Here is a 23,422-nt window from a genome sequence, read left to right as displayed (position 1 = left end):
CGGCGCACTCATTTTTCATAGCATATAGCACTCTACCCTCATCAATTTCAAGCTTAAAAAGCATTGAAATTCAATGGATACAAGCGTTATCAGCTATCAAATCAGAGTCACTCGGGCACCACGGCCGTCACTTCGATCTCCACCTTGGCCCTGTCCTCGATCAGGGCCGCCACCTGCACGGCCGTCATGGCCACGCTGAATGAGCCAATCAGCTCGCGATAGGCCTTGCCGATCTCGGCCTGCTGCGCCAGATATTCCTTCTTGTCGGTGATGTACCAGGTCATGCGCACGATGTGTTCGGGCCTGGCTCCACCGGCCTGCAGCACCTCGACGATATTGTGCAGAGCCTGTCTGGCCTGCGCCGCGAGATCGTCGGTATGAAACCGGCCCTCGGCGTCCCAACCAATCATGCCGGCCACATAGATCTGGCGGCCACTCACGGACACTCCATTCGCATATCCCTTGGGCCGGGGCCAGCCCGGCGGCAGCAGTACTTGCATGTTCAACTCCTGTTTTCTGTTGGATTGGATGAACTCAGCCAGCGTTCGATGGCGCGGCGAATTGCGGGTGGCGCGCTGATCGCCTGATGGGTTTGAAGACTGGTAAAGACCAGCACTTTCTGCGCCGTCACGCGCAGCTGTCCCTCCGGGCCTGTGCAGTCCACATCGAGTGTCAGCGAACGATTGCCCAGCTTGGCAACCGACAGACCCAGCGCCACGGTTTCCCCCATGCGGGTGATGGTGCGAAAATCGCACTCCAGGTGCACGATGGGCAGGCCCACCCTGTCCTTTTGCACCATGTCCGCATAGCTCAGGCCCAGCGCGTTGTTGAACCAGTCTTCCACCAGTCCGTTGAACAGCACCAGATACTGCGGAAAGAAGATGATGCCCGCCGGGTCGCAGTGCGCAAAGCGAATCGGCACCTGCGTCACAAAGCGTTCTGAAGCCATTGCTACTTCACTCATAGCCAGACTGTTCTTTCCATCAAATTTGCGTGCAGCACCTGCCCATCAGGCGCAGGCCGCTTGAAAAACATGGCCATCAGGTTTCATGCAGGCGAAAGCGCTGCAACTTGCCCGTGGCCGTGCGCGGCAACTGGTCGACGAACTGCACGGCCCGTGGGTATTTGTAGGGCGCGACCTGACTCTTCACAAAGTCCTGCAGCTCCATGACCAGGGCATCGCTGGCCATATGGCCGGCACGCAGCACCACAAAGGCCTTGACGATCTGGCCGCGCTCGCTGTCGGCCACGCCGATCACCGCACATTCGGCCACGGCCGCGTGCAGCAGCAAGGCCTCCTCGACTTCGGGAGAGGCAATGTTGTAGCCGGACGAGATGATCATGTCGTCGGTACGCGCCTGATAGACAAAATAGCCGTCGCCATCCATCAGATAGGCATCGCCCGTCAGATTCCAGCCCTGGCTCACATACTTGGTCTGACGACTGTCGTTGAGATAGCGGCAACCCGTGGGGCCTTGCACGGCCAGCTTGCCCACGGTGCCGGGCGGTACCTCGAGCCCCGCATCGTCCACCACCTTGGCACGGTAGCCAGGCACGGCCTTGCCGGTGGCACCGGGGCGCGCATCCTCTTCGCGATGCGAGATGAAGATGTGCAGCATCTCGGTGGAGCCGATGCCGTCGATGATTTCAATGCCGGTCGCATCCTTCCACAGCGCCCGCGTGGAGGCAGTCAATGCCTCGCCCGCCGACACGCATTTGCGCAGCCGGGTGCGGCGAATGCGTTCGCCCTGCTGGGCCATCACTCGATAGGAGGTAGGGGCCGTGAACACCACGGTGGCGCCAAATTTCTCGATGCCGTCCACCAGTTGCGCGGGGCCGGCCTTCTCCAGCAAGGCCATGCTGGCCGCTATGGACATGGGGAACAGCACCTGTCCGCCCAGTCCGAAAGTGAAGGCCAGCGGCGGGCTGCCGATGAACACGTCGTCGGCATTGGCGCGCAGCATATGCACAGGCCAGCAGGCGCAGACCGCCATCACGTCGCGATGGAAATGCATGGTGGCCTTGGGCACGCCCGTGGTGCCCGAGGTGAAGCCCAGCAGGCAGGTGTCCGTGGCGGCAGTATCCACGGCCGTGAAGCTGGCAGACGCAGCCTGCATCAGCGGCTCCAGCGCGTCCGCAGCAGCGCCTTGACCGTTGAAGAACAGAACCTTCTGCAGCCGGGCGGATTTTCCTTGGGCGCCCTGCACCTCGCTGCGCAAGGCCTCGTCGCACAGCGCATGGCCGATCTGCGCAATGTCGACAATCGCAGACAGCTCCTTGGCTCGCAGCAGCGGCATGGCAGCCACCGCGATCCCGCCGGCCTTGATGACGCCAAACCAGCAAGCCACCATCATCGGATTGTTGGGCGCACACAGCAGCACGCGATTGCCGGGCACCAGGCCAAGCTGCCCGGTCAGCACGTTGGCAATGCGGTTGGCTTGCGCCTGCAGCTCGGCATAGGTCCAGCGCACTCCCTCGGCCTGAATGCACAAGCGATCGCCCCGACCTTGCGCCACATGTCTGTCGAGCAGCTCCACGGCACAGTTCAGGCGCTCCGGGAACTGCAGCTCGGGCAGCTCGAAACGGAACTCGGGCTGCAGCTCGGCGGGCGGCAGATTGTCAGCGGCAAAGGTATCGATATGCGCGGTGTACGACATGACTCACACTCCTTTTGGCCAAAACAGGCGGATGTTCTTTATTCGTGAGCGCTTTCAGCCATGGTTCTTGATGAGGTCGCGCCCGATGATGAGCTGCTGCACCTCGGTCGCGCCTTCGTAGATGCGCAGGGCCCGAATCTCCCGGTAAAGCCGCTCCACGGGCTGCTCGCTGACCACGCCCAGACCGCCCCAGATCTGCACGGCCGCATCGATCACCTGCTGGGCGTTTTCCGTCGCCGTCATCTTGGCCATGGCAGCTTCGCGTGTCACGCTCTCGCCCTGGTCGCGCAGCCAGGCCGCACGGTAGGTCAGCAGCGCTGCGCTGTCGATCTGCGTGGCCATCTGCGCCAGCTTGGCCTGGGTGAGCTGGAAGTCGGCCAGCACTCCGCCGAACATCTTGCGGCTGGTGGCACGCTGCAAGGCCTCATCCATGGCACGACGCGCAAAGCCCAGCGATGCGGCGGCCACCGAGGTACGGAACACATCGAGCGTGCGCATGGCCACCTTGAAGCCCTCACCGGCCTCGCCCACGCGCTGCGCTGCAGGCACGCGGCAGTTGGAGAACTTCAAACGCGCCAGCGGGTGCGGTGCGATGACGTCGATGCGCTCGGCCACTTCAAAGCCCGGTGAGTCGGCATCCACAATCAGCGCCGACAGGCCACGCGACCCCGGAGCCTCGCCGGTGCGCACAAAAACGACATAGAAGTCGGCGATGCCGCCGTTGGAGATCCAGGTCTTCTCGCCGTTGATCACATAGTGATCACCTTCGAGTCTGGCCTCGCAGGCCATGGCAGCCACGTCCGAGCCGGCATCGGGCTCGGACAGTGCAAAGGCCGAGATCGCCTCGCCCCTGGCCACCCGGCTCAGGTAGCGCTTTTTCTGCTCTTCGCTACCCGCCAGAGAGATCGCCCCCGAGCCCAGGCCCTGCATGGCAAACGCAAAGTCGGCCAGACCGCTGTGGCGCGCCAGCGTCTCCCGGATCAGGCAGATGGCTCTGGTGTCGATCTGCTCTCCTGCGCCGCCATGGATCTCGCCCGCAACCGCATGCCGCAGCCAGCCGGCTTCGCCCAGGGCCTTGACCAGTTGCCGGCATTCGGCATCCACATCGGGGCCGTGGGAATGCGCAATGTTCTGTCTGGCCCAGGCATCCAGCGACTGGGCCAGACGAGCGTGATGGGCTTCAAAGAAAGGCCACTTCAGATAGCTGGTGTCTGCCATGTCAGTTTCCTTGAAAGACGGGCTTTTGCTTGGCCACGAACGCGTGATAGGCACGCGAGAAATCCTCGGTCAGCATGCACAGGGCCTGGGCCTGGGCTTCGGCTTCGATGGCCTGCTCTATGGTCATGGCCCATTCCTGGTGCAGCATGGTCTTGGTAATGCCGTTGGCAAAGCTGGGACCGGCGGCCAGATCGGCGGCCAGCTTCTGCGCCTCGGCCAGCACACTCTCGGGATCGCACAGACGGTTGAAGAAGCCCCAGCGCTCGCCCTCCTCGCCGCCCAGGCTGCGTCCCGTATAGAGCAGCTCGCTCGCACGGCCCTGGCCGATGATGCGCGGCAGCATGGCGCAGGCACCCATGTCGCAGCCCGCCAGCCCCACACGATTGAACAGGAAGGCGGTCTTGCTGCGCGCAGTGCCCAGGCGCATGTCCGAAGCCATGGCCATGATGGCCCCGGCACCCGCGCATACGCCATCGATTGCCGCGATGATGGGCTGGGGGCAGGCACGCATGGTCTTGACCAGTTCGCCCGTCATGCGGGTGAACATCAAAAGCTCGGGGGCCTTGAGCGCGACCAGCGGACCGATGATTTCATGCACATCGCCACCCGAGCAGAAGTTGCCGCCGGCGCCGACCAGCACCACGGCCTTCACATCCTGCGCCCACTTGAGCTGGTGAAACAGGTCGCGCAGCTCGGCATAGGAATCAAACGTCAGCGGATTCTTGCGCTCCGGGCGATTGAGGGTGATGGTGGCCACACCATCTGTCACCTGCCACAGGAAATGCGTGGCCTGATAGCCGGTCAGCGGCTTGTGGTTGCCAGCTTGCAGCGCTGGATCGATTGCGTATTCGCTCATGTCTGCCTCCAAAAACTCCGGGTCACATGACTTCGCCACCGGCGACGGCGATGGCTTGCCCGGTAATGCTTGATGCGCCTCGCCCACACAGCCACTGGACGGCGTCCGCCACCTCCTGCGGCTGCACCAGACGGCCTTGGGGGTTGGATTTGACGAACTCGGCCATAGCCTGCTGCGGTGTGCGGCCGGTCTTGGCCACCACGCGGTCTATGCTGGTTTTGACAATCTCGGTTTCGGTATAGCCAGGGCAGACGGCGTTGACGGTGATCCCGGTTCTGGCGTACTCCAGCGCCAGGGCGCGTGTCAGGCCCACCACGCCATGCTTGGCAGCCACATAGGCCGCGACATAGGCATAGCCCACCAGGCCGGCCGTGCTGGCCACATTGACAATGCGCCCCCAGCCCGAAGCGGACATGGCCGGCAGCACCTGCTGAATGCAGTGCATGGTACCGGTCAGGTTGACCGCCAGCATCTGCTGCCAGTGCGCGGCATCCATCTTCATGAAGGGCGCGCTGCTGGCCTGGCCGGCGTTGTTGACCAGAATGCTGATGTCACCATGCACGGCTGCCGCCTGCGCAAACGCCACCGCCACCTGTTCTTCATCGGCCACATCGGCCAGTACCATCTGGCATTGACCAGGGTGCTGCTCCACCAGCTTTTGCAGCGGCTCGGCGCGACGCCCAAGCACCGTGACGCGAGCGCCCTGGGCCAGCAGCCGACGCGCAATCGCCTCGCCAATGCCCTGGCCCGCGCCCGTCACCAGCGCATGTTGATCGTTCATATCGCCTGTCATTGAATTCTCCAGGCCAGCGGCCCATCAAACGGATGCATTCCAGCCCTCACCTGCCGGGCCGAGAAGGCACCGCATCCGCTGCCCTCAGGCTTAGGTGAAGGCACGCTGCGAAGACTCAGGGGTTTCATTTGGCCGACGCCTGCTGCGCTTTCTCGCGCTCGAACAAGGCTTCCATCTGGCGCTTGCCCTGGAAGTATTGTTTGGGCCAGACGATGGGCGTGTAGCCAATCTTGGCGGCTTCGGTCAGCGTCCAGGCCGGGTTGGCCAGATGCGGTCTGGCAATCGCGCACAGATCGGCACGTCCTGCGGCAATGATGCTGTTGGCATGATCGGCCTCGCTGATCGCGCCCACGGCCATGGTCGCAATGCCGGCCTCCTGGCGAATGCGGTCCGCAAACGGGGTCTGAAACATGCGCCCGAACACCGGCTTTTCTGCCTTGCTGACCTGACCCGAGGAGCAGTCGATCAGATCCGCACCTGCGGCCTTGAACGCCTTGGCGATCTCCACCGCGTCTTCGGGAGTGATGCCGCCGGGCACCCAGTCATGGGCCGAGATGCGCACGGACATAGGCCGGTCCTGAGGCCAGACGGCGCGCATGGCCTTGAAGACTTCCAGCGGATAGCGCAGACGGTTTTCCAGACTGCCGCCATATTCATCACTGCGGTGATTGGTCAGCGGCGAGATAAAGCCCGACAGCAGATAGCCGTGGGCGCAATGCAGCTCCAGCCAGTCCACGCCGATGTCGGCCGCCATTTGCGCAGCATGGACAAACTGCTGCAGCACCTCATCCATATCGGCGCGTGTCATGGCCTTGGAGATCTGGCTCACTCCCTGCAGATATTGCTGCTCCGACGCGGCCATGATCGGCCAGTTGCCCTGCTCCAGTGGCAGATCCGTACCTTCCCAGGCCAGCCGCGTCGAGGCCTTGGCGCCCGCATGGCCAATCTGCATGGCGAACTTGGCATCGGTATTGGCATGAATCCAGTCCGCAATGCGCTTCCAGGCCTGCTTCTGCTGCGCCGAGTAAGTCCCGGGGCAGCCCGGCGTGATGCGCCCCTCGGGGCTGACACAGGCCATCTCGGCAAACACCAGCCCCGCCCCGCCCATGGCGCGCGCGCCCAGATGCATGAGGTGATAGTCTCCGGGCACGCCGTCCACGGCCGAGTACTGGGCCATGGGCGACACCACGATGCGGTTCTTGAGCGTGAGCCCACGCAGCCTGTAGGGCAGGAACATAGGCGGGGGCGCCTTGCCATCCGTGGTCACGCCATTTCTTTCGGCCAGCCAGCGCTCATAGCCGTCCAGCCAGGCGGCATCGCGCAGGCGCAGATTCTCGTGACTGATGCGCTGGCTGCGCGTCAGCATGGAGTACATGAACTGCTCGGGCTCAAGCTGATCGCAGTAGCGCTGACCGCAGACCTCGAACCACTCCATCGCATTCCAGGCCGCGTTCTGCAGGCGCAGCGTCTCCACACGACGCGCCTCCTGGTAGGCGGTCAGCACCTCGGGAATATGCTCGGCCGCATCGCCGATCTGCTTGAACTGGCGCGCCAGCTCGATGGCATCCTCAATCGCCAGCTTGGTCCCCGAGCCGATTGCGAAATGAGCCGTGTGCACGGCATCGCCCATCAGCACCACATGGCTGCCCCTGGCATTGCGCAACCACCATTGGTCGCAGACCACGCGCTGAAAATTGATCCAGGCCGAACCGCGCAGATGGCGGGCATTGGTCATCAGCTTCTCGCCCTGCAGATTATCTGCAAACAGCTTTTCGCAGAAGGCGATGGACTGCTCCTGGTCGGCGCCATCGAGGCCGCTGGCCTTCCAGCATTCCTCCGTGGTCTCGACGATGAAAGTCGAGGTCTTGTCGTCGAACTTGTAGATATGCGCCTGAAACCAGCCATGCTCGGTGCGCACGAAATCAAAGGTGAAGGCCTCGTAGACCTTGTTCGTGCCCAGCCAGATGTAGCGATTGGGACGGGTGACGATATCGGGTTTGAAAGTGCTCTCGTACTTGCTGCGGATGCGAGAGTTCACGCCATCGCAGGCAATGATGAGGTCGGCATCCGGATATTCCTCGTCGCTCTGCACATCGGTCTCGAACACCAGGTTGACACCCAGCTGCTCGCAGCGCGCCTGCAGGATGTTGAGCAGGTGCTTGCGGCCAATCCCCACAAAGCCATGGCCGCCGGAGCGAATCCTGCGCCCCTTGAACAGCAGTTCGATATCGTCCCAATGGTTGAAGGCCTGCTCGATCTGCGTCGCCGTCACCGGATCCCAGTCACGCATATTGTCCATGGTGGCATCCGAGAACACCACGCCCCAACCGAAGGTGTCATAGGGCTTGTTGCGCTCGACCACGGTGATGTCGTGCGCAGGGTCCAGCTGCTTCATCAGCAGCGCGAAGTACAGGCCGGCGGGGCCGCCGCCTATGCAGACGATCTTCATGACAGCAATCCCTTCCTGGCGCTTCGAGAAAATGGCGCATCGAAAATTACTTTATGCCTAAATTATTAATGCATGAACTTTTCACTAAAATCAGGCCAAACCCTGAAGCCAAGCTCAGGCGCTTGAAACACTATGTAGACCATGGACAAACACCATCTGGACTCTTCCATCGACATGCCGGACACCCCTGGCCGCGAGGCCGGTCTGTCTGACTCCGACCATCAGGCCGTGCGCCTGTGGCTGCGCCTGCTGACCTGCAGCACGCAGATCGAGCAAGTCATACGCAGCCAGCTGCGCACGGAATTCAGTACCACGCTGCCTCGCTTCGACTATCTGGCCCAGCTCAGCCGCTTTCCGAAGGGGCTGCGCATGAAGACCTTGTCGGAATATCTGATGGTGACCGGAGGCAATGTGACGGGGCTGACCGATCAGCTGGTCGCCGAAGGCTGGGTGGAGCGCGTGGCCGACGAAGAAGATCGACGCGCCATGATCGTGCGGCTGACGCGCACCGGCAGAAAGCAGTTCAAGGCCATGGCCACCGCCCATGAGCAATGGCTTCAGCAGTTGCTAGCACCGCTGGACAGCGAAAGCGCCAGCGATCTCTACGAACAGCTGGGCAAGCTCAGACAGGCATTGAGCTTGTCAGAAGGTGTCTGAGCCCGAAAAACCACCGTTTAGTGACAATTTCATGGAGAATGCCCAGCACGCAGTCCTGCGTGACACAGGCTTTGGGGGCATGGTTCATGGATTTAATGCATCTGCGATATCGGCTCAGGTCCGGGTATTACTACCTCTACGACATGCGTGATGCGCTCAATGCCATCACGGGAGAGCGCCCCTATCGCCTCAAGACCGAGCTGGTCGCCATCGCGTTCGATCGCATCACCGGCCGCGTGCACCAGCATGGTCACCCCACTCGCATCCACTCCTGGGCCATGGGTGCGCAGCGCCGGCTGCGCATGGCAGGAGACTGGGAGGGCGCAGACCGGCTGATCGTGGTCTCCGGCCCCTTGCCCGAAGAGGAAATCAACAAATGCCTGAGCGTTCAGGGCTATTGCCGCTGGATGCTGATGCGTCTGGCCAGCATGCCGCATGGCAAATTTTCCGCCCACCGCGCAGGCAGCCGCAGCAACTGGCAAAGGCGCGAATCCGGCCAGCAGCGCCGCGCAGCCTGACTTCACCCTCAAGTGCTCCTGCTGCGTATTGCGCAGGGTCATCCCGTCAGGCGTCCGCTTCCTCGTCGGAACCTTCATCCAGCTCCGCGACTTCCGGCATTTTCACGATCGTCACCGGCAGACGGCTGTGCCTGGCCACCTCGCGTGAAACCGAGCCGATCAGAATGCTGCCCAGCCCGCTCTGACCCGTGGCGCCGATGATGATCTGATCGCATTCATTGCTCTCGGCAATATCGATCAAGGTGTTCGCCTCTTCGCCCAGACTGATCTCCACCTCATAGGAGGCTCCGGCTTCCTTGAGCAGATCCTGCGCCGGTGCCACCAGATCCATGCCGGCTTCGATGCTGGCGTTGGCGATCAGATCGGAATCTGTGGTTGCAAGCTCCAGCAGCGATGCCTCCTTCTGCACATGAGCTATCACAAAGTGAGCATCCAGTCCGCTCTGCAAAAGCTTGATGCCGTGGCGTACGGCCTCAAGCGCGACATCCGATCCATCCACCGCAAGCATGATCTTGAGCATGGCAACCTCCTGTTCGTCTTGTGCACCAGTGTAGGGCCAGGCAGCAAAGACGGGTTACGAATCTGGGCCAAGCATCGGCTATTGCAGCAGTGCTTGCAAGCATCTGGGAAAATAGCGGACTATGCTGCAGTTTGACCTTCTCAAGACCGACCCGAACAGCCACGCGCGCCGTGGCACCTTGACGCTTAACCACGGCAAGGTTCAGACCCCCATCTTCATGCCCGTGGGCACCTATGGCACCGTCAAGGGCGTGATGCCGCGCAGCCTCGAAGAAATGGGCGCGCAGATCATCCTGGGCAATACCTTCCATCTGTGGATGCGTCCCGGCCTGGACATCATGAAGTCCTTCGGCGGTCTGCACGACTTCGAGAAGTGGGACAAGCCCATTCTGACCGACTCGGGGGGCTTCCAGGTCTGGTCTCTGGGCGCCATGCGCAAGATCATCGAAGAAGGCGTGCATTTCCAGAGCCCCGTGAACGGCGACAAGCTGTTCATGTCGCCCGAGGTCAGCATGCAGATCCAGACGATTCTGAATTCGGACATCGTCATGCAGCTCGATGAGTGCACGCCCTACGAGACCAATGGCAAGAAGACCACCGAGGCCGAAGCACGCAAGTCCATGGAGATGAGCCGTCGCTGGGCCAAGCGCTCCAAGGAGGAGTTCCAACGCCTGGAGAACCCCAATGCCTTGTTCGGCATTGTGCAAGGCGGCATGTACACCAATCTGCGCGAGGAATCGCTGCAGGGACTGCTGGAAATCGATTTCCCAGGCTATGCCGTGGGCGGCGTCTCCGTGGGCGAGCCCAAGGACGAGATGCTGGAGATCATGGCCCACACGCCGCATCTGCTTCCCGCCAACAAGCCACGCTACCTGATGGGCGTGGGTACGCCCGAAGACCTGGTGCAAGGCGTTGCCGACGGCGTGGACATGTTTGACTGCGTGATGCCTACCCGCAATGCACGCAACGGCACCATCTTCACGCGCTACGGCGATCTGAAGATCCGCAACGCCCGTCACAAGGTGGATCACCAGCCCATAGACACCACCTGCACCTGCCATGCCTGCGCCGGCAAGAGCGGCGTGAGCTGGGATGATGGCGGTCGCGACGGCTTCAGCCGCGCCTATCTGCACCATCTGGACCGCTGCGGCGAAATGCTGGGCCCCATGCTGACCACCATCCACAACCTGCACTACTACCTGAACCTGATGCAGGAAATCCGCAATGCGCTCGACGCGGGCACGTTTGCCGAGTTCCGCGCCCGCTTCAAGGCCGATCGCGCACGCGGGGTTTGAGCCCCATCGCCTGCTGCAGCAGAACCTCCAAAAGCCAGAGCGAGTCTCTGGCTTTTTTCATTCGACAGCTGACATCGCGCTTGCTCAGCAGGCCATCAATTGAAAAACATCGTCAATAGCGCGCAGCAAAACCGCGTGCGCTCTCGTTTTTCTGTATGTTTTTGTTAAAACTACAACATCTAACGGCAACAAGAGGCATTTTTGGCGATCGACATCGGATTTGCAAAGAGCCACTGAAGAAAGCTCCACGAAACGCCCGCGGCCCCTCTCCCATGACCGAAGCCTCCGCCCCCAAGCCAACGCCGCTGCTGCAGACCGCTGCCCCCAGGGCATGGACCGCTGCGCTCGCGCTGGGAAGCTTGGTGTTTCTGGCCGCCTTGCTGGGCATACTGGCGCGCCCCATGGGATTTCTCTCGCCGATCTGGCCCGCAAACGCACTGCTGCTGGGCTTTTTGCTGCACCGCCCTGACTGGCTGCGTCCAAGCTCGGTGCTGACGGTCTCGGCAGCCTATATCGCCGCCGACCTGCTCACGGGCAGCCGGCTCGATGTGGCAATCCTGCTCAGCATTGCCAATATGGCCGGTGTGGGTGCAGCCTGGACGCTGATGCACAGGCAGCGCCATGCCACCTTGTTCATGCAACGCCAGTCCTCCGCCCTGCTGCTGTTTGTGGGCAGCGGCCTGGGCGCACTGACGGCCTCGCTGCTCGGAGCTCCGGTGCTGAGCGCCGTTTTCGGGACGCCGCACTGGCAGGCTTTTTCCATGTGGCTGAGCAGCGAATGGCTGAACTACATGATGTTTTTACCCATTGTTCTGGCCTGGCCTGCAAGCCGGCAACCAGTTGAACATCCGGGCGAATCCTCTGCGCTGCGCCGCGTCCTGCCACTGCTGGCCGTGATTGCCCTGGAAGCCATCAGCTACTGGATCAAGGGCCCGGGTTCGCTGGCTTTCTCGCTGCCGGCTCTGATCTGGTGTGCGCTGAGCTATCGCATCTTCAGTCTGACGCTGATCACGGCCTCGTTGTGCCTGAGCAGCATCCTCTTTATTTCGCTGGGCACGCTTGAATTCACACCCGCTCATTTTCTGGAGGCTTTGTCATTTCGCATGGGTCTGTGCATGCTGGTGCTGGGCCCGCTGGCGGTGGCCGGATCGCACATGGCCCGCAACGAGCTGATGCAAAAGCTCAGCCATGCCGTCAACCACGACTTTCTGACCGATATGCTGGCACGCGGTGCCTTCATGAAGCAGGGGCAAAGAATACTGGAGCGCTGCCGGCAGGATGGCCAGCCTTTTGCCATCCTCATGCTGGATCTGGACCATTTCAAGCAGATCAACGACAGCTTCGGCCATGCGGGAGGCGACCAGCTGCTACGCAGCTTCTGCCAAACGCTGACCCAGGTGCTGCGCGCTCAGGACATCGTGGGCCGCATGGGAGGCGAGGAATTCGCCGTGGCTCTGCCCAAGGTGAATGCCGCCGCAGCGCAGGAGATTGCCAAGCGCATCAACCGCGCCATCTGGGAACTGCGCGTTCCCATGGATGACCAGTTGATGAGCGCCACGGTCAGCATAGGCCTGGTCCATATCGACCGGCTGCAAGCGCATCAAAGCCTTGATCTGCTGCTGCAGGATGCCGACCAGGCTTTGTATGAGGCCAAGGCGGCCGGGCGCGACCGCGTCAGTTCACAGCTTTGCTAAGCGCGGCTCCAGCATCCGGATCGCCCGGCCAGCGCTCACCTGCTCTCGTTCGCCCCGGATGCCGGTTGAGCTGCTGGTGCCGCATCCAGGCGCGGCAGGATCTTGCCTGCTGCAGTGCCGCAGCTATGGCAAAAACGTGAGAACGCGCTCTTGCGGGTATTGCAGCTGCCGCAATGGTCGAACAGGCCGATACCGCAGTGAGGGCAGAAGTCGATCTCGGTGTTCTTGAGATCCACCGGGCGCTCGCAGCCCGGGCACACATTCTTGGACAGCCGCTCCAGCGCCACGTCATAGCTCAGCTCTTCACGGCGCTGCTCTTCGGGCAGAGACTCCTGCAGCTTCTGCTTTTCCAGATAGCGGTTGAGCGCAAGAATGGCATAGCGTCCCAGCAGCACCGTCACCACGATGCCCACGATGTAGCGCACATAGCCGCCGTAGTCAGGCAGATAGGGCACCAGCTCGACAAAGAAGGCGAACAGCGCGAAAAAGATGAAGCCCCAGACAAAAGGCCACCAGGTACTCTTGCGCTTCTTGGCGAACAGCCAGCCCGCCACGCCCAGCAGGGGCAAGGTGATGGCCAGACGGAACAGAAACACGCGCAGCTCGCTGGCGCGCATGGCGGCTTCATACTGGGGATAGGCCTGCTCGCGCAGGCTGCTCATCTCCGCCTCGGCGTTGGAGACGGCCTGATTCGCTTCCAGATGGGTCTGGGCTTCCTTTTCGCGCTCCTGGCGGGCCATGTCTTCGGCCTGCTTGAGCGCATCCAGCGCCTTGCTGCGCGCCACCAGCTCGGCATCCTGCTCCGGGCGCTCCGTAGCCCGACGGGTCGCCACCCAGTTGTCAAAGGTATCGCGCGCCGACTGATAGCGCGCGCGCTCGGCATCGAACTTGAGCTGGGCCCTGTCCAGGGCCTTCTGGGTGACGCCGGCCGTCTTCCGGGCCTGGTCGATTTGGGCCTGTACACGCTGTGCATCAGCCTCAGGAATAAAAGACTCGATCTCCAGCGAGCGATCGGGCTGCGGCAGGTTGCCCACCACCAGCCCACCCAGACCGATCAGGAAGAAGGCAAACACCAGCGCCACCAGCCAGAGGCCACGGCGAAACCATTTCTCGGGCAAACGCAGAGACTTGCTCATTTTCAATTACTCCAAAAACGTAGCGCCATGCGCATACTCAGCAAGGCCTTGAAGCCAAAAAGACTCAAACTCATTGCACGGTACGCACGGCCGATGCCAGTTGCGTGCGCTGCAACCACTGAGTCACGGAGTCCACCGTCACCGTCTCGATGCGGCTCGCAAAGCGCTTTTCATTCGGATGATCGTCAAAAGCGATATTGGCTGCCGTCATGCGCCCGCCCAGCCGCGAGAACGCGCGAATGATGAGCGCGCTGGGCTCGTAACCCTTGGCCTGCAGCCAGGCCTGGGCCTGTGCGCGGTTCTGAATCGCCGCCGGCTCCATGGCCGCGGCCAGTGTCTCGGTTGCCCATTGGTTCGATTGCTGGTACTTGCTGCTCCAGACATAGCTGACCATGCTGTAGGGTTCGTTCTGCAGGCGCAGCACCGTGGGAGCGCTCAGGAACTTGAGCAAGGCCTGCTGCACCGCCGGCGTCGGGATCTGAATGGCGGCTTCGTAGCGCCACATATCGTCAAGAAAGAACTCGCCCAGGCCCTGGCGGTAGATATGGCCGGATGCAGTGCCGCACTCATTGAGCTTGTGCGCCACGCGCCAGGGACCGGCGGGCGTTCTGTAAGCCCAGCCATAGTGCGAATACTTGAGATCGTATTTGCTCAAATCCTGTCCTTGCCGCGCCAGCAGCACGACCTGGGTGCCGTTCTTCTGAAACTCGGCATCCAGCGCCTTGGCGGTACGCGCAGCCAGATTCAGCCCCTTGGCCATGACATCGGCAGTCAGCGGCCGATCCTCACAGCTGCGGCCTGCCTGGGCCGAGCCTGCCCAGGCAATCAGCGCAGCGCCCAGCGCCAGCACCACAGGGCCGGGAATGGGCATGCCGGTGCGTTGAGCGGGTGCCATGGCGTGTACAACGTTTGTCGGTTCCTTGATCATGCGAGCCTCCTGCTTCTTGAGTTACAGACGCTCGTTGTGCATCAGCGCCTTGCCGATTTCGTTGGGGATAAAGGCCAGCACCTTGCCTGCCGTGGACAGAATCACGCCGGCCGCTGTGGCGCTGGTCTGCACCACCGTGCCCACACCGACCGACAGGGCGCCTGCGGCCTGGCCAGAGACCTTGACCACCGCCGAGGTGCCGTCGGCCACATTCTTGAGCACATAGGTCACGCCTGTGGCACTGCTCTCCACGGCCTCAACGATCACGGATGCGCCAGCGGCCGACAGAAACAGGGGTATTGCCACGACTTCCTCCGAAGCGCCACCCGATACCGCTGCAACCACCGATGCCACAGGCAGGGCCGACAGCACCAGAGAGGCTTCGCTCTGGGCGTGGACTGCGCTGCCGCCCAGCAAGGCAAAGGCCGCGCCCAGGGCGCACAGGCTGTTGCGAAGAGGACGGATAAAGGTCAAGACGTTGATCACAAATGGCTCCCGATGGTTGTTGAAATGAACCGCGATTTCCATGCGGCGACGAACGAATCATCCACGCGCCCGAAACTTTGGCCCTGTGTTTTGTCAAAATCAGCAATTGGCAGATCTTTCAGTATCTCAACCCGATACTTTCAGTCCGCTGCTGCCCCCGAACCGGTGGCAGTGTATGCATCCTGTCCGATTTCCGCGCCCACAACTTCTAAAAATCATCAGGCAATCCATGCGGTTTCACTCTCAGACCTTTGTCCAGCGCAAACCTTCGCCTTCGCGGATCTGGCTTGCGGCAACGCTCGCCACCATCATCTCTACCCTGGCTGTCCCTGGCCTGGCACAGGGCAGCGGTATTCCTGCTTTTTCGCAAATGCCGCCGGGCCCGCTGGGCGGCCCCTGGCACTTTGCCACCCTGCCCAACAAGAATCCGACGGCCTTCAATGTGGTGGACCAGGATGGCGGGCATGTGCTGCGCGTGAGCACACATGACGCTTACGGCAATATGGTGCACACCCTTCACCAGGCTGCCGCACCCGATCTGCAGCTGCAGTGGCGCTGGCGTGTGGATCAGCTGATCGACAAGGCCGATATCAAAACCAGGGCTGGCGACGATGCGGCGCTCAAGCTCTGCGTGTCCTTCGACTTTGACAAATCGCAGCTGAGCTTTGGCGAACGGGCCAAGCTGCGCCTGGGCAGAATCAGCACCGGCGAGGATATCCCGGCCGAGACCCTGTGCTATGTCTGGGACAACAAGCAGCCCGTGGGCACGGTCATGCACAACGCGTTCACACATCGCATGCGTTACATCGTGCTGCAAAGCGGTGACGCACACAAAGGCCAGTGGGTGACGGAGCAGCGCCATCTCTCCGCCGACTACCAGCAGGCCTTTGGCGACGAATCCCAGGCCATGCCCACCATCATCGGCGTCACCGTCTCGGCGGACTCGGACAACACCCATGGGGAAGGACTTGCCTACATGGGTGATATCCGGCTCGCGCCCTGATCATTCAGCCTCAACGCCGGAGCAAATCCGCCACGTTCTGCTGCAGCAGGGCCGGCGTGACCGCAGCAGCCGCTACGGGCTCGCCCACTTCCAGCCCCACGCGGTTGAACAGGCCGCGGCGCAGCGGCTTGACCATGGCCACATTCCTGCCGCCGCGCAACTCGATGCGGCTGAAGTAGGAGCCCCAGAGATTGGTCAGCGCCATGGGAATGACGGGAACCTGCAGACCATCATCTCGCGCATGGTCGAGAATCTTCATGATGCCGCCCTTGAACGGCTGCAGCTGGCCGTCAGAGGTAATCCCGCCCTCGGGGAAGATGGCCAGCAGATCGCCCTCGCGCAGCACCTCTGCCGCCCGCGCGAACGCTGCTTCATAGGTCGCAGGATCCTCCTTGTGCGGTGCGATCGGAATCGCCTTGGCCAGCTTGAACAACCAGCCCAGCACCGGAGCCTGGAAGATGCGGTGATCCATCACGAAGTGAATGGGGCGCGGGCTGGCCGCCATGAGCAAGATGGCGTCGACAAAGCTCACATGGTTGCAGACCAGCACGGCCGCGCCATCGCGCGGAATATGCTCGTCGCCACGCACCTTGAAGCGGTAGACAAAGTGGGTGATGACCCAGGCCACAAAGCGCAGCAGATATTCGGGCACCAGCAGGAACACATAGAGCGCCACGATGGCGTTAGCGATTCCGGTGATCAGGAACACCTGGGGAATGCTGCAACCTGCGGCCAGCAGGGCACCAGCCAGCACGGCCGAGGCGATCATGAACAGCGCGTTCAGGATATTGTTGGCCGCGATGATGCGCGCGCGGTGCGTGGGCTGGCTGCGCATCTGGATCAATGCATACATGGGCACGCTGTAAATGCCCGCCGATAGTGCCAGCAGGCCCAGGTCCAGCATCACGCGCCAGTGTTTGGCCTCTCCAAAAAAGGCGCTCACGCCCATCAGCTCGGAGGGCGGCAGCGCGCGCGTGGCGAAGAACAGATCAATCGCAAACACGCTCATGCCAATCGCGCCCAGCGGCACCAGACCGATCTCCACCTGGCGACGGCTGAACACTTCGCACAGCAGCGAGCCAATGCCGATGCCCACCGAGAAGATCACCAGCAGCAGCGATGCCACATGTTCGTCGCCATGCAACACCTCCTTGGCAAAGCTGGGAAACTGAGAGAGAAACACCGCACCGAAGAACCACATCCAGCTGATGCCGAGCAGCGAGCGAAACACCACGGGCTGCTGGCGCGCCAGCTGGAGGTTGCGCCAGGTTTCGGTGAACGGGTTCCAGTTGATGACCAGGCCCGGATCAGTGGCCGGCGCGTGAGGAATGAACTGCGCGCAGATGCGACCCACGACCGCGACGGCCACGCAGGCTATGGCGACCTGCATATGACCGACCTGCGGCACGGCGATCAGCAGGCCGCCAGCGACCTGACCCAGCAGGATGGCGACAAAAGTGCCCATTTCCACCATGCCATTGCCGCCCGTGAGTTCACGGTCGTTGAGCACCTGGGGCAGATAGGCGAACTTGACGGGACCGAACAGCGTGGAGTGCAGTCCCATGAGGAACACGCACAGCAACAGCACCGGCACATTGGCCTGGATAAAGCCCCAGGCCGCGATCAGCATGATGCCGATTTCAAGATTCTTGACCAGGCGGAACATGCGGGTCTTGTCCCACTTGTCGGTCAGTTGGCCCGAAGTGGCCGAAAACAGCAGATAAGGCAGGGTGAACAGCGCACCGATCACCAGGCCTGCCATGGAAGGCGGCAGCCACGAGACGCTGAGCTGATAGGTGACCATCACCGTGAAGGCGAACTTGAAGAGATTGTCATTGCCCGCACCGGCAAACTGCGTCCAGAAAAACGGCGCAAAGCGGCGCTGGCCCAGCAGGGCAAACTGGTTGGGGTGGGCATGCTGCTGTGCAGCGGCGGCCGTATGCACGGTCGGCGTGGAATTCATGGATCTCTCCCTGTGGCGCTGCTGGCATTGTGCCAACTTGCCCGGATTTTTTTGTAGGTTTTATGCGGCTGACGCTTGTTGAACATGCGCCAGCCGCTATGAATATTACGATTCACGCCACTGCTGCAAGGCACGCAGCACAGGCCACGCGGCGGCAGCGGCCACCCAGTGCTTGAGGCTGTGGCCGGAGATTGCGTGCGCGGTCACGTCGAACACATCGCCATCCGACAGCTCCAGCAGCTTGGCCACGAGGTACAGACCGATCACCCAGCCCAGCTCCACAGGCAGCGCATGACGACGCGGCACAACAAAGGCCAGCCACAGGAGAACGAGCATGCCGCCGCCCTGCACCAGCACCCAGGGCAGCACATTGCTGGTCTGCGCCCAGACTGCCACGCTGACGGGCGCCGCCACCAGCAATACCCCGGCAGTAATGCGGGCGCTGATGTCGTCAATGCGCGTCTGCACCGCCAGACCCAGCAAGCCGGCGAAAGCCAGGCTCATGCCCAGCCGGTCCCAGACCAGGCTCGAATCCTGCGGTGCCCAGTGATAGTACGCAGACCCTGCCCCCGAGCACAGCAGGCCCGCAAAGAACAGGACGCACAGGGCACGCGCCGTGCCATTGAGCTTCTGATAGTCGGCGCGCCGCAGCGCAAGCCCGCCCGCCAGTCCGGCCAGCACAAACCCCAGATTGCTCAACACATCGGCCGCATGCGGCAGGCCCAGCCAGCCGCGCTGGTCGGCAAAGGCGTGATAGTGCTCGGGCTGGGCCATGCCGGGCATCAGCAGAGCCAGCGTGAACAGCAAGGCCATGCCCCCGAACAAGGCAAAGCGCTGCTCCAGCGTGCCCGAGGTCTCGGGGCCCGTCATTTCCACGGTCGTGATCGATGAGGTATGCAGTTGCATGGCGCTTCCTTGTGTGAATGCCGCGCAGTATGGAAATCCTCCGAAGCAACGGCATCGATCTTCTAAACTTGCCCCATATCGCTGCACTGCCAGTACTACCAACCGATACCATGAGCACGACCGCCGATCTCGTCACCGCCATCAAGAAAGAACTCAAGGCCGCGCAGATGACCTATGCCGACCTGGCCCAGTCCATAGGCATGGCCGAATCCAGCGTCAAACGCATGCTGGCCAAAGGCGACATGCCGCTGTCACGCATCGACGAGATCTGCCGCGCCCTGCACCTGGACTTTGCCGATCTGGCGCGCAATGTGGCCGACAGCCGGCCGCTGCTCCAGCAGATCACGCGCGAGCAGGAGATTGCCGTGGTTGCCGACCGCAAGCTGCTGCTCACGGCCATCTGCGTGCTCAGCCAGTGGACGCTGGAGCAGATCGTCGCCACCTACCGCATCAGCGAACCCGAGGGCATAGGCTATCTGGCACAGCTGGACCGCATCGGCATCATCGAGCTGCGTCCCGGCAACCGCTACAAGCTGCGCCTGGCCAAGACCTTCCGCTGGCAGACCAACGGCCCGGTGATGGACTTCTTCCGCGAAAACGCCGTGCTGGACTACTTCGGCGGCACTTTTGCCGGCGAGGACGAGACCATGCTGCTGGTGCATGGCTCCATCGCCCCCAGCCTGGCCCCCAGCTTCGTGGAGCGCATCCAGCGCATCGGTCAGGACTTTTCGCAGCAACATCTGCAGGATCAGCGCCTGGGGCCCAACAAGATCGAGGGCTACACCCTGGTGCTGGGCATGCGCAAATGGGAGCTACCCGCCTTTGCGGCCTTGCGCCGCTAGACATTCACTCCCAAATATGTAGCTAAATGCGCTTGCTACATCTGTGTAATCCGCCTGTTTTATACATTCTTCACCAAACAGACACACAAGATTGCAAGACTTCGCACAGCGGCAACCCACGGTTGACGCTGGCCTTCCAACATGGAGCCCAAGGGATGCCTGAACCTACAGACAGCCCGCTACCCATGAAGGAGGCGTATATGCTGACAATCCGCAACACCATCCACACCGTCGCTGCCGCAGGCGCACTCGCCCTGATGGGCTTTGCCGGTAGTGCACATGCCCAAAACGCTTACTGGGCGGGTGCCAGCCAGGGTGCCTATGTGAACGTGCAGTTCAACGCACCGCCCCCCGTCCGCTATGAAGCCGTGCCCGCTCCGCGCCGTGGCTATGTCTGGGCCCCTGGTTACTGGGAGCCGCGCGGCCACCGCCATGTCTGGCGCGCCGGCCACTGGGTGCAGAACCGCCCCGGCTATGTGTACCGCCAGCCCGCCTGGGTGCAGCACGGCAACCGCTGGGACTACCGCGCCAGCCGCTGGGACAGGGATGGTGACGGCGTGCCCAACCGCCATGACCGCAACCCCAACAATCCATATCGTCGCTAAGAGCCTGTTGACGCTTTAAGCCTTGATCGCTCCCTCCGCTGGCCCTCCGAGTCATCACTTTCCAGCGGATTTCAGCCCATGTCTCGCTAGAGACCTGGGCTTTTTTGCATTAACCCCACAAGCTTAATGCTGCATAAGCATATAGAAGCAAATCATTAAATTACGGACACAATTCACAGCATTCAAGGTTCCTCTGGACAAGTCCCATCATGCGTTTGCTGCCCCGTTTCATCTCCGGTCTTGTTGCCACAACGGCGGCCGCCGCCCTGTTTCCTCTGGCCGGCCAGGCCGCCGATTCCGGTGCCGCCAGCTATCCGCACCAGCCCATCACCATGATCATGGGCTTCAACGCCGGTTCGGGTGTGGACGTGATCGGCCGCGTGGCGCAGGAGCCGCTGGGCAAGATCCTGGGCCAGCCCGTGATCATTGACTACAAGAGCGGCGCCGCCGGCAATATCGGCAGCGAGTTTGTGGCCCGCGCCAAGCCCGATGGCTACACCATCTACTTCGGCACCGCCGCCACCCATGGCAGCAATGCCGCGCTGTACAAGAAACTGCCGTTCGACGTGGAGGCCGACTTTGTGCCCGTCGCACCGCTGGTGGACGTGGCCAATGTGCTGACCATCAATCCCAATGTGATCAACGTCAAGAACCTCAAGGAGTTCGTCGACGAGGTCAAGGCCCATCCCGGCAAGTACAACTATGCCTCCACCGGCAATGGCGCAGGCACCCATATGGCGTTTGCCGAGTTCAACTCGCGTCTGGGCCTGGACATGGTCCATGTGCCCTACAAGGGCGGCCCCGAAGCCATCACCTCGGTGCTGCGCGGCGAGACCTGCTGCATCATGAACCAGGTGCAGACCGTGCTGAGCCACTACAAGGCCGGCAAGGTGCGCCTGCTGGGCGTGACCACGGCCAAGCCCGTGGAAGCCGTCAAGGAAGTGCCCACCATTGCCGCCAGCGGCCTGCCGGGCACAAAGGGCTTCAACAGCTCCATCTGGTTCGGCATCTTCGCGCCCAAGGGCACGGACCCGGTGATCATCAAGAAGCTCAACCTGGCGGTCAACGACGTGCTCAAGCAGCCTGAGGTGCGCGAGCGCTTTGTCTCCCAGGGCAACACCATCCGCGAAGAGACACCCGAGCAGTTCAAGAAGACCGTGCATGAAGATCGCATCAAATGGGCCAAGGTGGTCAAGGATGCCAAAATCAGTATTGACTAACACCCCTGAGCGGCCCTGCCGCTTCCCCCTCTCTCTAAGCGCTGCGCGCTAAGGGAGAGGAACGACGCCCTCGGTGCGGGGCGGCGGGGCCGCCCAGGCCCTTCCTCGGTGTCTCTCGCTTGGTCCTGCTTCGAGTTCAAGCAGTGTTAAGTTATCGGTGTTTGTTTGATGCGTCTGCGGCTCAAGCCTCAGGCGCTTTTGGGTTTTAGCTATGTCAATTTCACCTTCTACGACAGCCGCCACATCGGGGCTGGCAACGCTGGAAGAACGCCTGCGTGACGACTTCGTCACTCTGGGCTGGCCTGCCAAGGCCTGGATTCCCCCTTCCACGCGCAAGGGACTGCCGGTGCATGACGTGCTCGTCATCGGCGCCGGCCAGGCCGGTCTTGCGCTCAGCATGGCGCTGCAGCAGGTCGGCATCAAGCCTGTACTGCTGGACAGGTCCGCGCCGGACTTCGAAGGCCCATGGGCCACCACGGCGCGCATGGAAACCCTGCGCTCGCCCAAGGAGCTGACCGGCCCCGCCATGGGAGTTGCAGCCCTGTCCTTCCGGGCCTGGTTCATCGCCCAGTTCGGTCTGGATGCCTGGACGGCACTGGACAAGATTCCGCGCCTACAGTGGATGGACTATCTGCGCTGGTACCGCCGCGTGACCAACGCCGATGTGCGCAACGGCCATGAAGTCGTTGCCGTGCGCCCGCAGGCCGATGGCGTGGTGGAAGTCGATGTCAAGGCCAATGGCGTGATCGCCACCTGGCAGACCCGCCGCCTGGTGCTGGCCACGGGCCGCGACGGCCTGGGCGGCGCAACGGTTCCCGCCTTCATGCGGGGAGTGAACAGGAAGTTCTGGGCCCACTCCTCCGACGCCATGGACTACGCCACGCTGGCCGGCAAGCATGTGGGCGTGGTCGGTGCCGGCGCCTCGGCCATGGACAGCGCCGCGACGGCTCTCGAAAACGGCGCGGCCAGCGTGGACATGCTGATCCGCCGCCAGCAGCTGCCGCTGATCAACAAGTCCAAGGGCTCAGGCGTGCCCGGTCTGACCCACGGCCAGTATCTGCTGCCCGATGCATGGAAATGGCGCATCCGCCACTACATCAACGCCCAGCAAGTGCCGCCCCCACACGGCAGCACGCTGCGCGTCTCGCGCCATGACAATGCCTTCTTCCACCTGGGCTGCGCGGTGCAGAGCGTGGAAAAAGCGGGCGACAAGCTGCAGGTGCAGACCTCGGCCGGCGTGTTCCTGCTGGACTTTCTCATCGTCTCCACGGGCTTTGCCATCGACTGGAGCCTGCGTCCCGAGTTTGCCGACATCGCGCCGCACGTGAAGCTGTGGAACAGCCGCTTCACGCCCGAGGCCGCCGATGAGGATGCCGAGCTGTCGGCATCGCCCGATCTGGGGCCGCTGTTCGAGTTCCAGGGCGAGCTACCCGGTCTCGACCGGATCCACTGCTTCTGCTACCCCGCTGCGCTCTCACACGGTACGGTGTCGGGCGATATTCCCGCCATCAGCGACGGAGCGCGCAAACTCGCGCAAGGTCTGGCCTCGCTGTTCTATCTGAACGATATCGAGCAGCACTTCGACAAGCTCAAGGCCTATGCCGAGCCCGAGCTGGACGGCACGGAATGGACCGCAGCCGACAGCGCTGCGCGAATCCGGCAGCTGCAACCCTAAAT

Annotated in this window: 22 protein-coding genes; 9 read left to right on the top strand and 13 right to left on the bottom strand. The window is 62.3% G+C overall.

Translation table 11 applies throughout. The annotated features are described in order from the left end of the window. Positions 1–107 precede the first annotated feature (107 nt). From DJFAAGMI_RS24220 to DJFAAGMI_RS24190, 7 genes are all read right to left on the bottom strand, one after another. Positions 108–500 carry a RidA family protein gene (locus DJFAAGMI_RS24220; RefSeq protein WP_167011014.1) on the bottom strand — a complete coding sequence of 131 codons (393 nt, stop codon included), beginning with the start codon at positions 498–500 and terminating at the stop codon, positions 108–110. A gap of 2 nt (positions 501–502) precedes the next feature. Next, positions 503–964, bottom strand: coding sequence for an acyl-CoA thioesterase (locus DJFAAGMI_RS24215; protein WP_211459825.1), 462 nt, complete (start codon positions 962–964; stop codon positions 503–505). Between the two features lie 76 nt (positions 965–1,040). Continuing rightward, a complete protein-coding gene (locus DJFAAGMI_RS24210; RefSeq protein WP_211459824.1) occupies positions 1,041–2,657 on the bottom strand; it encodes a benzoate-CoA ligase family protein in 1,617 nt (538 codons plus the stop codon). A gap of 54 nt (positions 2,658–2,711) precedes the next feature. Then, a complete protein-coding gene (locus DJFAAGMI_RS24205) occupies positions 2,712–3,875 on the bottom strand; it encodes an acyl-CoA dehydrogenase family protein (RefSeq protein WP_211459823.1) in 1,164 nt (387 codons plus the stop codon). Position 3,876: 1 nt separating this feature from the next. Then, a complete protein-coding gene (locus DJFAAGMI_RS24200; protein WP_211459822.1) occupies positions 3,877–4,731 on the bottom strand; it encodes an enoyl-CoA hydratase family protein in 855 nt (284 codons plus the stop codon). Between the two features lie 22 nt (positions 4,732–4,753). Beyond that, complete coding sequence (locus DJFAAGMI_RS24195) at positions 4,754–5,524, bottom strand: SDR family NAD(P)-dependent oxidoreductase (RefSeq protein WP_211459821.1); 771 nt, start codon at positions 5,522–5,524, stop codon at positions 4,754–4,756. 124 nt (positions 5,525–5,648) lie between these two features. After that, positions 5,649–7,973 (bottom strand): bifunctional salicylyl-CoA 5-hydroxylase/oxidoreductase, encoded by a 2,325-nt coding sequence (locus tag DJFAAGMI_RS24190; RefSeq protein ID WP_211459820.1) that lies wholly within the window; start codon positions 7,971–7,973, stop codon positions 5,649–5,651. A gap of 141 nt (positions 7,974–8,114) precedes the next feature. On the opposite strand from DJFAAGMI_RS24190, the gene DJFAAGMI_RS24185 reads away from it, so the two are divergent. After that, positions 8,115–8,630: a MarR family winged helix-turn-helix transcriptional regulator gene (locus DJFAAGMI_RS24185; RefSeq protein ID WP_211459819.1), complete on the top strand. Its 516-nt coding sequence runs from the start codon at positions 8,115–8,117 to the stop codon at positions 8,628–8,630. Between the two features lie 95 nt (positions 8,631–8,725). Continuing rightward, on the top strand, positions 8,726–9,148 hold the full coding sequence (locus DJFAAGMI_RS24180; protein ID WP_249334800.1) for a hypothetical protein: 423 nt from the start codon (positions 8,726–8,728) through the stop codon (positions 9,146–9,148). Positions 9,149–9,194: 46 nt separating this feature from the next. Here the strand turns inward: DJFAAGMI_RS24180 and DJFAAGMI_RS24175 are convergent, their stop codons facing one another. Continuing rightward, a complete protein-coding gene (locus DJFAAGMI_RS24175) occupies positions 9,195–9,668 on the bottom strand; it encodes a universal stress protein (RefSeq protein WP_211459816.1) in 474 nt (157 codons plus the stop codon). A 121-nt stretch (positions 9,669–9,789) separates the two neighbouring features. On the opposite strand from DJFAAGMI_RS24175, the gene tgt reads away from it, so the two are divergent. Further along, positions 9,790–10,962, top strand: coding sequence for a tRNA guanosine(34) transglycosylase Tgt (tgt, locus tag DJFAAGMI_RS24170; protein ID WP_211459814.1), 1,173 nt, complete (start codon positions 9,790–9,792; stop codon positions 10,960–10,962). Between the two features lie 272 nt (positions 10,963–11,234). Continuing rightward, entirely contained in the window at positions 11,235–12,656 is a 1,422-nt protein-coding gene (locus tag DJFAAGMI_RS24165; protein WP_211459812.1) for a GGDEF domain-containing protein, read from the top strand. Positions 12,657–12,691: 35 nt separating this feature from the next. On the opposite strand, the gene DJFAAGMI_RS24160 is transcribed toward DJFAAGMI_RS24165, so the two are convergent. The 3 genes from DJFAAGMI_RS24160 to DJFAAGMI_RS24150 all read right to left on the bottom strand — a co-directional run bounded on the left by DJFAAGMI_RS24160 (position 12,692) and on the right by DJFAAGMI_RS24150 (position 15,248). After that, on the bottom strand, positions 12,692–13,792 hold the full coding sequence (locus DJFAAGMI_RS24160; RefSeq protein ID WP_211459810.1) for a zinc ribbon domain-containing protein: 1,101 nt from the start codon (positions 13,790–13,792) through the stop codon (positions 12,692–12,694). 70 nt (positions 13,793–13,862) lie between these two features. Beyond that, entirely contained in the window at positions 13,863–14,720 is an 858-nt protein-coding gene (locus tag DJFAAGMI_RS24155; RefSeq protein ID WP_043370652.1) for a DUF2145 domain-containing protein, read from the bottom strand. 21 nt (positions 14,721–14,741) lie between these two features. After that, entirely contained in the window at positions 14,742–15,248 is a 507-nt protein-coding gene (locus tag DJFAAGMI_RS24150; RefSeq protein WP_003059300.1) for a hypothetical protein, read from the bottom strand. A 187-nt stretch (positions 15,249–15,435) separates the two neighbouring features. On the opposite strand from DJFAAGMI_RS24150, the gene DJFAAGMI_RS24145 reads away from it, so the two are divergent. Beyond that, positions 15,436–16,209: a DUF3047 domain-containing protein gene (locus DJFAAGMI_RS24145; RefSeq protein ID WP_249334790.1), complete on the top strand. Its 774-nt coding sequence runs from the start codon at positions 15,436–15,438 to the stop codon at positions 16,207–16,209. 10 nt (positions 16,210–16,219) lie between these two features. Here the strand turns inward: DJFAAGMI_RS24145 and DJFAAGMI_RS24140 are convergent, their stop codons facing one another. Both DJFAAGMI_RS24140 and DJFAAGMI_RS24135 read right to left on the bottom strand, forming a co-directional pair. Beyond that, positions 16,220–18,172, bottom strand: a complete 1,953-nt coding sequence (locus tag DJFAAGMI_RS24140) for an MFS transporter (protein WP_211459808.1) — start codon at positions 18,170–18,172, stop codon at positions 16,220–16,222. Positions 18,173–18,277: 105 nt separating this feature from the next. After that, positions 18,278–19,078, bottom strand: a complete 801-nt coding sequence (locus tag DJFAAGMI_RS24135; protein WP_211459806.1) for a hypothetical protein — start codon at positions 19,076–19,078, stop codon at positions 18,278–18,280. A gap of 110 nt (positions 19,079–19,188) precedes the next feature. On the opposite strand from DJFAAGMI_RS24135, the gene DJFAAGMI_RS24130 reads away from it, so the two are divergent. From DJFAAGMI_RS24130 to DJFAAGMI_RS24115, 4 genes are all read left to right on the top strand, one after another. Beyond that, positions 19,189–19,920, top strand: a complete 732-nt coding sequence (locus tag DJFAAGMI_RS24130) for a helix-turn-helix domain-containing protein (RefSeq protein ID WP_003078074.1) — start codon at positions 19,189–19,191, stop codon at positions 19,918–19,920. Positions 19,921–20,120: 200 nt separating this feature from the next. Continuing rightward, complete coding sequence (locus tag DJFAAGMI_RS24125) at positions 20,121–20,525, top strand: YXWGXW repeat-containing protein (protein ID WP_211459804.1); 405 nt, start codon at positions 20,121–20,123, stop codon at positions 20,523–20,525. Positions 20,526–20,734: 209 nt separating this feature from the next. After that, positions 20,735–21,745: a Bug family tripartite tricarboxylate transporter substrate binding protein gene (locus tag DJFAAGMI_RS24120; RefSeq protein ID WP_211459802.1), complete on the top strand. Its 1,011-nt coding sequence runs from the start codon at positions 20,735–20,737 to the stop codon at positions 21,743–21,745. Positions 21,746–21,956: 211 nt separating this feature from the next. Continuing rightward, entirely contained in the window at positions 21,957–23,420 is a 1,464-nt protein-coding gene (locus DJFAAGMI_RS24115) for an NAD(P)-binding domain-containing protein (RefSeq protein WP_211459800.1), read from the top strand. The last annotated feature ends 2 nt before the right edge of the window (positions 23,421–23,422 follow it).

It is taken from the genome of Comamonas brasiliensis, assembly GCF_018292285.1.
Taxonomy (GTDB): Bacteria; Pseudomonadota; Gammaproteobacteria; order Burkholderiales; family Burkholderiaceae_C; genus Comamonas; species Comamonas brasiliensis.
The sequence above is the reverse complement of the archived record's forward strand: the minus strand, read 5'-3'. Positions and strand labels throughout refer to the sequence as shown.

Excerpts from the sequence above, each read along its gene's own strand:
- DJFAAGMI_RS24180 (WP_249334800.1), top strand. The coding sequence starts at position 8,726 with ATGCATCTGCGATATCGGCTCAGGTCCGGGTATTACTACCTCTACGAC.
- DJFAAGMI_RS24210 (WP_211459824.1), bottom strand. The coding sequence starts at position 2,657 with ATGTCGTACACCGCGCATATCGATACCTTTGCCGCTGACAATCTGCCG.
- DJFAAGMI_RS24200 (WP_211459822.1), bottom strand. The coding sequence starts at position 4,731 with ATGAGCGAATACGCAATCGATCCAGCGCTGCAAGCTGGCAACCACAAG.
- DJFAAGMI_RS24125 (WP_211459804.1), top strand. The coding sequence starts at position 20,121 with ATGCTGACAATCCGCAACACCATCCACACCGTCGCTGCCGCAGGCGCA.
- DJFAAGMI_RS24120 (WP_211459802.1), top strand. The coding sequence starts at position 20,735 with ATGCGTTTGCTGCCCCGTTTCATCTCCGGTCTTGTTGCCACAACGGCG.
- DJFAAGMI_RS24130 (WP_003078074.1), top strand. The coding sequence starts at position 19,189 with ATGAGCACGACCGCCGATCTCGTCACCGCCATCAAGAAAGAACTCAAG.
- DJFAAGMI_RS24160 (WP_211459810.1), bottom strand. The coding sequence starts at position 13,792 with ATGAGCAAGTCTCTGCGTTTGCCCGAGAAATGGTTTCGCCGTGGCCTC.
- DJFAAGMI_RS24205 (WP_211459823.1), bottom strand. The coding sequence starts at position 3,875 with ATGGCAGACACCAGCTATCTGAAGTGGCCTTTCTTTGAAGCCCATCAC.
- DJFAAGMI_RS24215 (WP_211459825.1), bottom strand. The coding sequence starts at position 964 with ATGAGTGAAGTAGCAATGGCTTCAGAACGCTTTGTGACGCAGGTGCCG.
- DJFAAGMI_RS24185 (WP_211459819.1), top strand. The coding sequence starts at position 8,115 with ATGGACAAACACCATCTGGACTCTTCCATCGACATGCCGGACACCCCT.
- DJFAAGMI_RS24190 (WP_211459820.1), bottom strand. The coding sequence starts at position 7,973 with ATGAAGATCGTCTGCATAGGCGGCGGCCCCGCCGGCCTGTACTTCGCG.
- DJFAAGMI_RS24145 (WP_249334790.1), top strand. The coding sequence starts at position 15,436 with ATGCGGTTTCACTCTCAGACCTTTGTCCAGCGCAAACCTTCGCCTTCG.
- DJFAAGMI_RS24150 (WP_003059300.1), bottom strand. The coding sequence starts at position 15,248 with ATGGAAATCGCGGTTCATTTCAACAACCATCGGGAGCCATTTGTGATC.
- DJFAAGMI_RS24155 (WP_043370652.1), bottom strand. The coding sequence starts at position 14,720 with ATGATCAAGGAACCGACAAACGTTGTACACGCCATGGCACCCGCTCAA.
- DJFAAGMI_RS24220 (WP_167011014.1), bottom strand. The coding sequence starts at position 500 with ATGCAAGTACTGCTGCCGCCGGGCTGGCCCCGGCCCAAGGGATATGCG.
- DJFAAGMI_RS24165 (WP_211459812.1), top strand. The coding sequence starts at position 11,235 with ATGACCGAAGCCTCCGCCCCCAAGCCAACGCCGCTGCTGCAGACCGCT.
- DJFAAGMI_RS24175 (WP_211459816.1), bottom strand. The coding sequence starts at position 9,668 with ATGCTCAAGATCATGCTTGCGGTGGATGGATCGGATGTCGCGCTTGAG.
- DJFAAGMI_RS24140 (WP_211459808.1), bottom strand. The coding sequence starts at position 18,172 with ATGAATTCCACGCCGACCGTGCATACGGCCGCCGCTGCACAGCAGCAT.
- tgt (WP_211459814.1), top strand. The coding sequence starts at position 9,790 with ATGCTGCAGTTTGACCTTCTCAAGACCGACCCGAACAGCCACGCGCGC.
- DJFAAGMI_RS24135 (WP_211459806.1), bottom strand. The coding sequence starts at position 19,078 with ATGCAACTGCATACCTCATCGATCACGACCGTGGAAATGACGGGCCCC.
- DJFAAGMI_RS24195 (WP_211459821.1), bottom strand. The coding sequence starts at position 5,524 with ATGACAGGCGATATGAACGATCAACATGCGCTGGTGACGGGCGCGGGC.
- DJFAAGMI_RS24115 (WP_211459800.1), top strand. The coding sequence starts at position 21,957 with ATGTCAATTTCACCTTCTACGACAGCCGCCACATCGGGGCTGGCAACG.